Origin of the sequence: Rhodovarius lipocyclicus, from assembly GCF_009900765.1 — a bacterium.
In the GTDB taxonomy this organism is placed as follows: Bacteria; Pseudomonadota; Alphaproteobacteria; order Acetobacterales; family Acetobacteraceae; genus Rhodovarius; species Rhodovarius lipocyclicus.
In genome coordinates, this window is sequence record NZ_JAAABL010000074.1 from 1 (window position 1) to 11,352 (window position 11,352).

Consider the following 11,352-nt stretch of genomic DNA (forward strand, 5'->3'; position numbering starts at 1 on the left):
CACCCGCTACGATCGCTGCCCTACGGCCTTCTTCTCCGCCATCGCCCTCGCTGCCACCGTCATCTTCTGGCTGTGATCAACGAGTCCTGACCCTAGCCAGACCAGCACGGTCGGCCAGGTCGATGAGAAGATGCCGAGCGGCATCTGCGTGCCGATGCCGATGAAGAAGATGCCCACGAACAGATCGCGGAAGGGACGGATTTCCTTCTCGACGACATGGCGCGCATCGCCTTCGCCGATGATCATTCCGGCGGCAAAGGCCGCGAGCGCCGGTGAGAGTCCGGCGGCTGTGGCCGCGATCGCCGACCCCAAGGCGATTGCCAGCGCGAGAAGCTGCGCCAGTTCGGGATCGCCTCGCGCGGCTGTCCATCCGGCGATTGTCTGAAGCGGGCCGCGTGCGACGAACAGGGCCGCCACAAGCGCCGCCGCGCCCCCGATCACGGTCGCCACGCCAAGTCCCTCGGCCGCGCCGGACGTCGCGTCGTGCAGCAGCAGAAGCGCAACCGCCGCCAGGTCCTGAAACAGCAGCACGGAAATCGCGAGGCGCCCCGGAGCGGTGTTGAGGGCGTTCACGGAAGCAAGCACCTTGAGACACATGGCCGTGGACGACATCGCGACCGCCCCGCCCATGAGGATCGCGGGCACAGGTGCCAGTCCGTACATCAACCCTGCCGGGATCGCGACGAGCAGGGTCGTGACCACAACCTGCGCCGCACCGATCCCGAACACGTGACGTCTTAGCGAGGCGAGCTTCTCGAAGGAGAATTCGAGCCCGAGCGCAAACAACAGAAAAACGACACCAAGCTCGCCGATGGGGGTGAGCGCTTCGCTCTGGGCCAGCACGCCGCTTCCGGCCGGCCCGATCAACACGCCTGTGCCGATGTATCCGACGATGCTCGGCACGCCCGCGTGGGCGCAGATCGTCACGAGGACGAATGCGGCGAAGACCAACAATGCGGCGCTTTCAAGCAGCCCGGTCACGCCATGCATGCCGTTCCCCTGTGTCGCCTGGCTCAAGCAGGATGAGGAGCGGCCATCATCCTGCCCGAGAGCGCGCCCATTCCACGATCTGCGCAGCAGACATCGCGCCGCTGGTTCTGGCGATCTCCTCTCCGCCCCTGAACAGGATCATGGTGGGTATGCCACGAATGCCGTAGCGGCCCGCGATCTGCTGTTCGGCCTCGGTGTCGAGCTTGCCGAGTCGCATCCGTGGCTCGAGGGCCTTCGCGGCAGCCTCGAACTGCGGCGCCATGACCTTGCAGGGGCCGCACCACGCCGCCCAGAAATCCACCAGAAGCGGTGTCTCGGCCGCCAGGTGGCGGTCGAAATTCGCCGCCGTCAGGGTCACGGGCTTGCCCTGGAAGAGAGGCGATCCGCAGCGTCCGCATCGGGGATTGTCCCCGAGCCGTTCTTGCCGGACGCGGTTCGTGGAGGCGCAATCGGGGCAGGCGACGGTCGGCATGTCGTTCTCCTCGCTGTCGAATGACAGGTGTTCGCGGCTGGCAACGGGGCGTGCCGCCTGCCGGCATCACCGCCCGCGGAGCTCCCTCTGGCGGGGCTGCGGGAGATACTCCACGCCCCCGCCCTGGCGCCGGACCGGCTGCGGATAGAGCGTCATGAGCTGCAGAATCTCGTCCGGCATGTCGAGGCTGACCGGCAGGCCCAGTCCGCGCGCCTCCTCGGCCGAGATCGGGTAGTCATGCGTCCAGGTTCCGGTGGCGAGCTTCGCGGCCAGGGCCCTTGCCGTCGCCTCCTCCATCTTCTCGGCCAGCAGCCTTGTGGCGGCCGCCTCGACCTGGGCGATCGCCTTGCGCCCGACATCGGCGAGCATCAGCGTCTGGTCCTCGACCTCGGCGATCGGCTTCTCCTCGGCCACCTTCACGATCGAGGCCGCCGGCATGCCGCCGAGCTGCGGATCGATCGGACCCAGCACGGAATGGCGGCACATCACGATCTCATCGGCCGCCAGCGCGATCAGCGTGCCGCCCGACATGGCGTAGTGCGGCACGAAGACCGTGACCTTGCCCCTATGCCCCTGGATCGCGCGCGCGATCTGCGTCGCCGCCAGCACCAGGCCACCCGGGGTATGCAGCACGATGTCGAGCGGTACCTCGTCGTCGGTGAGCTGGATGGCGCGCAGCAACTCCTCACTGTCGTTGACGTCGATGTAGCGCATCAGCGGAAAGCCGAGCAGGCTCATCGTCTCCTGCCGGTGCACCAGGAGGATGACGCGGCTGCCGCGCTGCTTCTCGATCTGCGCGATCTTGCGCACGCGCATCGCTTCCAGGTAGCGGCGCTGCAGCACGGGCTGCAGCGCCGAGAGCATGAAGAAGAGCCAGAGAAGATCCATCATCGCCACGGTCCTCGCCCTCCACTGCGCCGGCCATCCGGCATGAAGCCGTAGAGTCCCTCGTCGCGAAAGTAGGGACGATGGGCGATGCGCGCCCGCCGCGCCGCTGGCGCGAGCAGCCAGCCCTCGGCGAAACCGCCGATATGCGCCCACCAGGCGATACCGCCGCCGCCTACATCCTGGCCGAGCGTCAGAAGGCCGGGGATGATCTGCAGCAGCAACCAGATCGTCGCGAAGGCGAGCGCCCGGACCTCAAAGAAGAGCGGCAGGAACAGCACGGGGATCATCACGACGAGCCGCGCCGCGGGGAACAGCCGGGCGTAGCAGCCGATCACCCCCGCGATCGCCCCCGAGGCACCGAGCGCGGGCACGACGGACTCCGGGTTGGCCAGCCCATGGGCGATGCCGGCAGCGAGACCGCAGGCGATGTAGAAGAAGAGGAAGCGGCGCGCTGCCAGCCGATCCTCGACCGCGGGGCCGAAAATCCAGAGCGTCCACATGTTCATGATCAGGTGCAGCCAGCCGCCATGGAGAAACATGTTGGTCAGGAAGGCGAGCCAGTCGCCCGGGCGCGGCTGCGCCCATTGCGCGAAGAAGCGCGCGGGCACCAGCGCGTACTGACGCAGGAAGAGTTCCAGGACGGAAGGGGGCAGCGAGACCTGGTACAGGAACGCCCCGACGCAGGCGGCGATCAGCATCCAGACCACGAAGGGCGGGTAGCGCGTCGCGACCGTCTCGTACCAGGGAAGCATGTGGTCCTTCCGTGAATCCGAACCCGGCCCCGCCGCCGTCCCGCCACCCGCACGACGCGGCCGGCATCCCGGGCGTAGCATGACCGGAACCGGCCGCGCTGTCATGGCCTTCCGGATCGTCATGGGGCGGCACCCGCCGCCCGGTTCGCGCTGGCCCACGCCGGGGCGATGTGCTAGGATCGCCGTGAAACAGCCTGCGGCCAACTGTCCCCTCCATGCGCCTGATCCCGCTTCCCGCCTTCGGCCGCCGCCGCTTCGCGAGCCTCTCGGCGGAGGAGATCCTGGCGCTGGCCATCGCCTCGGAGGAGGAGGATGCGCGCATCTACCGGCTCTATGCGCGGTGCCTGCGCGAGACCTTTCCCGCCACCGCGCGCCTCTTCGAGGCCATGGCCGAGGAGGAGGACGAGCACCGCCGCTGGCTGATCGAGCTCTACCGTTCCCGCCACGGCGAGCTGATCCTGCCGATCCGGCGCGAGCATGTGGCGGATTTCTACGCCCGCCGCCCGGTCTGGCTGATCGAGAATCTCGGCCTCGATCGCATCCGCGCCGAGGCGCTGGCGATGGAGCGCGAGGCCGAGGCCTTCTACCGCGCCGCCGCCGAGCGCACGACGGACGCCGAGGCACGCAAGCTGCTCGGCGATCTCGCGGCGGCGGAGGCGCGGCACGAGAGCGATGTCGAGGCGATGGCCGCCGAACTCGCCCGCAGCGGCGCGGCGAGCGAGGAGTGCCTGGCCGCGCGTCGGCAGTTCGTGCTGACCTGGGTGCAGCCGGGGCTGGCGGGGCTGATGGACGGCTCGGTCTCGACGCTCGCCCCCATCTTCGCCACCGCCTTCGCCACGCAGAACCCCTGGACGACCTTCCTGGTCGGGCTTTCGGCCTCGGTCGGCGCGGGCATCTCCATGGGCTTCACCGAGGCCGTCCATGATGACGGGAAGCTCTCGGGCCGCGGCGCGCCCTGGAAGCGCGGGCTCGCCTCGGGGGTGATGACGACGCTGGGCGGCCTTGGCCATGCGCTGCCCTACCTGATCCCGCATTTCTGGACGGCGACAGCGATCGCGATCGCGATCGTCTTCGTCGAGCTCTGGGCCATCGCGTGGGTCCAGAACCGCTACATGGAGACGCCGATCGGCCGGGCGGTGTTCCAGGTGGTGCTGGGCGGCGGCCTCGTGCTCGCCGCAGGCATCCTGATCGGCAGTGGCTGAGTGGCGAGGATGCCGGCAACCGAGGAGATCTGCGTGCCATGACCGAAGGGCGTTTCCTGTTTCGGACCCTGCTGCTGCTGCTGGTCGGACTGGTCCTGATGACCGCCTGGCAGAGCATTCCGCTGATCCAGGCGGAGTTCCTGGCCAGCCGCGCGGAGCCGCGGGCGGTGACGCCGCGCGGGGATCTCGCCGCCGACGAGCAGGCGACCATCGCGCTGTTCGAGCAGGCGCGCGATTCCGTCGTCTTCATCGCCACCACCGAGCGCGTCGTGAACCCCTGGACCCGCAACGCGCTGCAGGTGCCCCGGGGGACGGGTTCGGGCTTCGTCTGGGACCGTCTCGGCCATGTGGTGACGAACGACCATGTGATCGCCGGCGCCTCGGCCGCCACGGTGCGGCTGGCCGACGGCCGCGCCTACAACGCCGTGCTGGTGGGCACGAGCCCGGCGCACGACCTCGCGGTGCTGCGCATCGGCGTCGGCACCGGGCGGCCGGAGCCGCTGCCGATCGGCACCAGCCACGACCTGCGCGTCGGCCAGAAGGTCTTCGCCATCGGCAATCCCTTCGGCCTGGACTGGACGCTGACCAACGGCATCGTCTCGGCGCTCAACCGCGAACTGCCGAGCGAGACGGGGGTGGTGATCGAGCGGCTGATCCAGACCGACGCCGCGATCAATCCCGGCAATTCCGGCGGCCCGCTGCTCGATTCCGCCGGCCGGCTGATCGGCGTGAACACCGCCATCTACAGCCCCTCCGGCGCCTCGGCCGGGATCGGCTTCGCGGTGCCGGTGGATACGGTCAACCGCGTGGTCCCGCGCCTGATCGCCCAGGGGCGCTACATCCGCCCCTCGCTCGGCATCCGCGTCGAGGAGCAGCTCAACGCCGCGCTCTCGGCGCGCCTCGGCATCGAGGGCGTCTTCGTGCTCGAGGTCGAGCCCGGCTCGGCCGCGGAGCGCGCGGGGATCCGCCCGGCCCGCCTTGGGCGCGACAGCGGCTTTCAGACCGGGGACATCATCCTGGAAGTGGAGGGCCGCCCGTTGCGCCGCGTGGCGGAACTGCTCGCCGCGCTCGACCGGCAAGCGCCGGGCGATACGATTACGCTGACGATCCTGCGCGACGGCACGCGCCTCACGATCACTGTCACATTGGATGCGGGCCGATGAGCGAAGCGAAATCACCACGTGGCAACTCCGTGCTCTGGCGGTCCCTGACCTTCTACGAGAAGTTCGAGCAGGTCGTCGTCTTTGTGCTGACGATCCTGATCGCGCTGATCGTCCTGGCCGCGCTGTGGAACCTGCTCAAGCTGGTCGCCACCTCGCTGCTTCTGGTGGACATCTTCGACCCCACGGATCCGGCGGTGTTCCAGACCGTGTTCGGCGCGATCTTCACCGTCGTCATCGCGCTGGAGTTCAAGCGGTCCCTGCTGGTCATCGTCGAGCGGCGATTCGGCATCGTCCAGGTGCGCGCGGTGGTGATGATCGCCATGCTCGCGGTGGTGCGGAAGTTCATCATCCTCGACCTCAGCCAGACCGAGGCGATGAAGCTGCTCGCGCTCGGCGCGGCGATACTGGCGCTCGGCATCGTCTATTGGCTCGTGCGCGACCAGGACCGGCGCGAGGCGGAGGCCGCGGCCCTCGAAAGCGCCGACACGAGGCCGCCCTGATCACCCGCTTCCCTGCCTTCCGGCCGGAGGGCCTTTCGCGCTTTACTCCGCGCCAGCAGCCGGAGCCGTAAGTGAACAGACAGCAACAATTCAATATCTGGTACTGGATCGGGGCCTTCCTGCTGCTCCTGCTTTTCCAGGGTTGGTGGCAGGGCGCGTCGGTGACCGAGCGCATCCCCTATTCGCGTTTCCTGGAACTGCTGCAGCAGGACCGCATCGCCGAGGTCCAGGTCCGCCCGGACAGCATCTTCGGCCGCTACCGTGAGCCGATCGAGGGCCGGACGCATTTCCTGAGCACCATCGTGCCGGAGGACCTGACGCGCCGGCTTGAACAGTCCACCGCGCGCTACGACGGCACGATCCAGAACACCTTCCTCTCGACCGTGCTGTCCTGGGTGCTGCCGGCGCTGGTCTTCTTTGGGGCCTGGATGTTCCTGTTCCGCCATGTCGCGGAGCGACAGGGGTTCGGCGGGTTGATGTCGGTCGGCAAGTCCAAGGCGAAGGTCTATGTCGAGAAGGACACGGGCGTCACCTTCGACGACGTCGCCGGCATCGACGAGGCCAAGGCCGAGCTGCGCGAGATCGTTGATTTCCTGAAGGCTCCCGAGAAATACGGCCGGCTCGGCGCGCGCATTCCGAAGGGCATCCTGCTGGTCGGCCCGCCGGGGACCGGCAAGACCCTGGTCGCGCGCGCCGTGGCCGGCGAGGCGGGGGTGCCCTTCTTCTCCATCTCCGGCTCCGAATTCGTCGAGATGTTCGTGGGCGTGGGCGCGGCGCGCGTGCGCGACCTCTTCGAGCAGGCCCGCAAGGCCGCCCCCTGCATCATCTTCATCGACGAGCTGGATGCGCTCGGCAAGAAGCGCGGCGTGGGGGCCTTCGGCGGCGGCCACGACGAGAAGGAACAGACGCTCAACCAGCTGCTGACCGAACTCGACGGCTTCGACCCGCGCGAGGGGATCGTGCTGCTCGCCGCCACCAACCGGCCCGAGATCCTCGACCCCGCGCTGCTGCGCGCCGGCCGCTTCGACCGCCAGGTGGTGGTGGACCGGCCCGACAAGTCCGGCCGCGCCGCCATCCTGCGCGTGCATCTGAAGAAGGTGAAGCACGAGGGGCTGGATGTCGAGCAGATCGCCGCGCTGACGCCGGGCTTCTCGGGCGCGGAACTCGCCAACCTGGTGAACGAGGCGGCGATCCAGGCGACCCGCCGCGGCGCCGAGGCAGTGAGCATGGCCGATGTCACCGCCGCGATCGAGCGCATCGTCGCCGGCCTCGAACGCAAGGGGCGCGTGCTGAATCAGAAGGAGCGCGAGGCGGTGGCCTGGCACGAGATGGGCCATGCGCTCGCCGCCGCCTCCCTGCCCGGGGCTGATCCCGTGCACAAGGTCTCGATCATCCCGCGCTCGATCGGCGCGCTGGGCTACACCATGACGCGGCCGACCGAGGACCGCTTCCTCATCACCCGGCGCGACCTCGAGAACCGCATGGTCGTGCTGCTGGCCGGCCGCGCGGCCGAGGACCTCGTGCTCGGCGAGATCTCGACCGGCGCGGCGGACGACCTCGCGCGCGTGACCGACATCGCGCGGCAGATCGTCACCCGCTTCGGGATGCATCCCTCGCTCGGCCAGGCGGTGCTGGAGGCCGAGCGGCAGAGCTTCCTCGGCGATGGCGTGCCGGGCTTCACGTCGCGCAACTATTCCGAGGCCACGGCGCGCGAGGTGGATGTCGCGGTGCGCGGGCTGATCGACGAGGCCTATGCGCGGGCCAGGGCGCTGCTCGCCGAACGCCGCGCCGATCTTGATGCCGGCACGCGGCTGCTGCTGGCGCGCGAGACCATCACCCCGGACGACTTCCCGGCGCTGCGGCAAGCGGCGGCGGCCGGGCAACAGGGCATCACCAGATCCACCACCACGGTGGATCATGCGGAGGAGCAACGCTGATGAACGGCAAATGCGATGTCTGTGGGCGGGCGGCGACGGTGCGCGTCCGCGCTTCGGTGAACGGGCGGCGGCAGGATCTTGAGCTCTGCGACGAGCACTACCGCGACACGCTCCGCCGCCAGGGGCGGACCGCCTCGCCTCTTGAGGCCCTGTTCGGCAGCCATGGCAGCCTGTTCGAGGAGTTCTTCGGCGACCGCCCCTTCGGCAGCCTGATCGGTGGCCTCGGGCACGACCTGCCCGCCGCAGAGGAGGATGAGCAGGTGGTGGATGCCACCTTTGGCGACGCCGCCGCCTCGGATTCGCCGCGTCGCAGCCAGCGGCGCGGTTCGGCACGCCGGCCGGGCGGCGGCCTTGCCGCGCGCATCAGCGACCAGGCCGAACGGCTGTTGCAGGAGGCAGCCCGCCATGCGGCCGAACGGGGCAGGCCGGAGGTGGACACGGAACACCTGCTGCTGGCGCTGCTCGGCTCGGAAGTCGTCAAGACGGTCCTCGGCCAGTTCAAGATCTCGGCCGACCAGCTGCGCACGCAGATCGAGCAGGAGGCCAAGCGCGGCGAAAAGCCGCATGAGGGCGAGATGGGCGTCGCGCCCCGCGTCAAGGACGCGCTCAGCCGCGCCTTCACCGCCTCGACCGACATGGGCCATTCCTATGTCGGGCCGGAGCATCTACTGATCGGCCTCGCCGAGGAGGGCGAGGGGCTGGCGGCCAACATCCTGCGAAAGCTCGGCCTCACGCCGCAGGCGCTGCGCCAGCAGGTGGCGCGCGTGGTCGGCAAGGAGGGCGCGGAGGAGGGCCGCGCCGAAGCGCCCACCAACACGCCCGAGCTCGACAAGTATTCGCGCGACCTGACGAAGATGGCGCGCGACGGCAAGCTCGACCCCGTGATCGGCCGCGCGCAGGAGATCGAGACGACGATCGAGATCCTCGCCCGCCGCAAGAAGAACAACCCCGTGCTGATCGGCGAGCCCGGCGTGGGCAAGACCGCGATCGTGGAAGGCCTCGCGCAGCGGATCGTGGATGGCGAGGTGCCCGAGGCGCTGCGCGGCAAGCGGCTGGTGGAGCTGAACATCAACTCGATGGTCGCCGGCTCGAAATACCGCGGCGAGTTCGAGGAGCGGGTGCAGAAGATCCTCAAGGAGGTGACCGAGCACCAGGGCGAGATGATCCTGTTCATCGACGAGATCCACACCATCGTCGGCGCCGGACAGGGCGGCGGCGAGGGCGGGCTCGACATCGCCAACGTGTTCAAGCCGATGCTCGCGCGCGGCGAGCTGAACCTGATCGGCGCCACCACGCTCAACGAATACCAGAAGCACATCGAGAAGGACGCGGCGCTGGAGCGGCGCTTCCAGCCGGTGATGGTGGCCGAGCCGACGGTGGCGCAGGCGATCATGATCCTGCGCGGCCTGCGCGACACCTTCGAGGCGCACCACAAGGTGACGATCACCGACGAGGCGATCCTGGCCGCCGCCGAACTCTCGGACCGCTTCATCCAGGGCCGCTTCCTGCCCGACAAGGCGATCGACCTGATCGACCAGGCGGCGGCGCGGGTGAAGCTCTCGGCCACCGCGCGGCCGGTCGAGGTGCAGGAGATCGAGGCGGAACTGCACCAGATCAAGCGCGAGCAGGACTATGCCGCCTCGCGCAAGCAGTTCGAGAAGGCCGCCGACCTCGGCAAGCAGATCGCGGCGAAGGAGGCGCGCCTCAAGGAGCTGACGGAGGCCTGGGAGAAGGAGCGCGCCACCGGCTCGGCCGAGGTGCAGGCGAGCCATGTCGCGCAGATCGTCTCCAAGCTCACCGGCATCCCGGTCAGCGAGCTGACGGAGGCCGAACGAGAGAAGCTGCTGAAGATGGAGGAGCGCCTGCACGAGCGGGTGATCGGCCAGGAGCAGGCGATCAAGGCGGTCTCGGACGCGGTGCGGCTGGCGCGTGCCGGGCTGCGCGAGGGCTCGAAGCCGGTCGCGACCTTCCTTTTCCTCGGGCCCACGGGGGTGGGAAAGACCGAGCTCGCGAAGGCGCTGGCCGAGGTGGTCTATGGCGACGAGGGCGCACTGCTGCGCATCGACATGTCGGAGTACATGGAGCGCCATGCGGTCGCTCGCCTGGTGGGCGCGCCGCCGGGCTATGTCGGCTATGACGAGGGCGGCCAGCTCACCGAGAAGGTGCGGCGCAAGCCCTACTCCGTCATCCTGCTCGACGAGATCGAGAAGGCGCACCCGGATGTCTACAACGTGCTGCTGCAGGTCTTCGACGATGGGCGCCTCACGGACGGCAAGGGGCGGGTGGTGGATTTCACCAACACGATCATCATCGCCACCTCGAACCTGGGCTCGGATCGCATCCAGAAGCGGTTGCACCTGCGCGGCACGGTGGCCGAGCAGCCCGAGAAGCTGAAGGCCGAGCTGATGGAGGTGCTGCGCGGCCATTTCCGCCCCGAGTTCCTCAATCGCATCGACGAGATCATCGTCTTCCATGCGCTCTCGAAGGAGGAGATCCGGCAGATCGTGCTGCTGCAGCTCGACCGGGTGAAGCGCACCGCGGCGACCCAGGGTGTGACGCTGGAGTTCGACGAAAGCCTCACGGCGATGCTGGCCGCCGAGGGCTACCGGCCCGAATACGGCGCGCGCGAGCTCAAGCGGCAGATCCGCAGCCTGGTCGAAACCCGCCTTGCGCGCGCCATGCTGGGCGGCGAGGTCGCCAAGGGCGACACCGTGACGCTGCGCTGGGATGCGGCCGCGGAGCAGGTGGTCCTCGAGCCGCGGCCCGGAACGGCGCCGCCCAAGCCCGCGGTGGAGGGCGCGCCCGAAGCGGCGGACTAGACGCTGCCGCCATGGCCTCACGCCCACCTTCAGTCCTTCCGGCCTCTCTTCCGACTTGGGGCGAGGTAGTGGGGCCGGCTACCGGAGCGGGGAGCGGGACCGGCCGGGAAGAATCGGTGCCGCTCCTGCCGGGCGGCGCTTCATCGGCCGGCCGATGGCGGCTCCCTCTCGTGCGCATCCATCAGCCGGGTCGTTCCGTCACGCAATCCGCGCCAGGACGGCAGCGCTGGGTCCTGGAGATCGTGCCATCGTCGCCGCCGCCGATCGACCCGCTCACCGGATGGATTGGCAGCACGGATCCGCTCGCGCTCGTGCGACTTGAGTTCCCGGACAGGCAGAGCGCGGAAGCCTTCGCCGAGCGGCACGGATGGCGCTACGAGGTCGCGGAGCCACCCCCGCGTCGCGTGCGCTACAGAAGCTACGCGGAGCAGCTGCGGAGCGACATGAGCGACGCGATCAGCCGCGTTCGGCCTTGGCTCCTTGCTGCCCATGCCGAGGATGAGCCGAGACAGGATCCGGTAGAGGAGGCCAGTCTAGGGTCAGGACTCGTTGATCACAGCCAGAAGATGACGGTGGCAGCGAGGGCGATGGCGGAGAAGAAGGCCGTAGGGCAGCGATCGTAGCGGGTA

Annotated in this window: 8 protein-coding genes and 2 pseudogenes; 6 read left to right on the forward strand and 4 right to left on the reverse strand. The window is 69.1% G+C overall.

What is annotated here, in order from left to right:
* Nucleotides 1-99: 99 nt before the first annotated feature.
* The 4 genes and pseudogenes from GT007_RS21620 to GT007_RS21635 all read right to left on the reverse strand — a co-directional run.
* Nucleotides 100-990: pseudogene (locus GT007_RS21620) on the reverse strand (cation:proton antiporter); the annotation flags it as partial.
* 46 nt (nt 991-1,036) lie between these two features.
* Nucleotides 1,037-1,462, reverse strand: a complete 426-nt coding sequence (gene trxC, locus GT007_RS21625; RefSeq protein WP_160123749.1) for a thioredoxin TrxC — start codon at nt 1,460-1,462, stop codon at nt 1,037-1,039.
* Nucleotides 1,463-1,528: 66 nt separating this feature from the next.
* Nucleotides 1,529-2,353 carry an SDH family Clp fold serine proteinase gene (locus GT007_RS21630; RefSeq protein ID WP_201452008.1) on the reverse strand — a complete coding sequence of 275 codons (825 nt, stop codon included), beginning with the start codon at nt 2,351-2,353 and terminating at the stop codon, nt 1,529-1,531.
* A complete protein-coding gene (locus tag GT007_RS21635; RefSeq protein ID WP_160123751.1) occupies nt 2,350-3,102 on the reverse strand; it encodes a rhomboid family intramembrane serine protease in 753 nt (250 codons plus the stop codon). Before GT007_RS21635 ends, GT007_RS21630 begins: the two co-directional genes overlap by 4 nt.
* Before the next feature lie 215 nt (nt 3,103-3,317).
* Here GT007_RS21635 and mbfA point away from each other — a divergent pair, with 215 nt between their 5' ends.
* From mbfA to GT007_RS22660, 6 genes and pseudogenes are all read left to right on the forward strand, one after another.
* On the forward strand, nt 3,318-4,304 hold the full coding sequence (gene mbfA / locus GT007_RS21640) for an iron exporter MbfA (protein ID WP_160123752.1): 987 nt from the start codon (nt 3,318-3,320) through the stop codon (nt 4,302-4,304).
* A 38-nt stretch (nt 4,305-4,342) separates the two neighbouring features.
* On the forward strand, nt 4,343-5,467 hold the full coding sequence (locus tag GT007_RS21645; protein WP_201452009.1) for a S1C family serine protease: 1,125 nt from the start codon (nt 4,343-4,345) through the stop codon (nt 5,465-5,467).
* A gap of 29 nt (nt 5,468-5,496) precedes the next feature.
* A complete protein-coding gene (locus GT007_RS21650) occupies nt 5,497-5,967 on the forward strand; it encodes a phosphate-starvation-inducible PsiE family protein (protein ID WP_236571800.1) in 471 nt (156 codons plus the stop codon).
* 71 nt (nt 5,968-6,038) lie between these two features.
* On the forward strand, nt 6,039-7,904 hold the full coding sequence (gene ftsH, locus GT007_RS21655; protein ID WP_160123754.1) for an ATP-dependent zinc metalloprotease FtsH: 1,866 nt from the start codon (nt 6,039-6,041) through the stop codon (nt 7,902-7,904).
* Nucleotides 7,904-10,723, forward strand: a complete 2,820-nt coding sequence (locus tag GT007_RS21660) for an ATP-dependent Clp protease ATP-binding subunit (RefSeq protein ID WP_160123755.1) — start codon at nt 7,904-7,906, stop codon at nt 10,721-10,723. Before ftsH ends, GT007_RS21660 begins: the two co-directional genes overlap by 1 nt.
* An 11-nt stretch (nt 10,724-10,734) precedes the next feature.
* Nucleotides 10,735-11,151, forward strand: a pseudogene (locus tag GT007_RS22660) (NADH dehydrogenase ubiquinone Fe-S protein 4); the annotation flags it as partial.
* Nucleotides 11,152-11,352: the final 201 nt, after the last annotated feature.

Excerpts from the sequence above, each read along its gene's own strand:
- mbfA (WP_160123752.1), top strand. The coding sequence starts at position 3,318 with ATGCGCCTGATCCCGCTTCCCGCCTTCGGCCGCCGCCGCTTCGCGAGC.
- GT007_RS21660 (WP_160123755.1), top strand. The coding sequence starts at position 7,904 with ATGAACGGCAAATGCGATGTCTGTGGGCGGGCGGCGACGGTGCGCGTC.
- GT007_RS21635 (WP_160123751.1), bottom strand. The coding sequence starts at position 3,102 with ATGCTTCCCTGGTACGAGACGGTCGCGACGCGCTACCCGCCCTTCGTG.
- trxC (WP_160123749.1), bottom strand. The coding sequence starts at position 1,462 with ATGCCGACCGTCGCCTGCCCCGATTGCGCCTCCACGAACCGCGTCCGG.
- GT007_RS21645 (WP_201452009.1), top strand. The coding sequence starts at position 4,343 with ATGACCGAAGGGCGTTTCCTGTTTCGGACCCTGCTGCTGCTGCTGGTC.
- GT007_RS21630 (WP_201452008.1), bottom strand. The coding sequence starts at position 2,353 with ATGATGGATCTTCTCTGGCTCTTCTTCATGCTCTCGGCGCTGCAGCCC.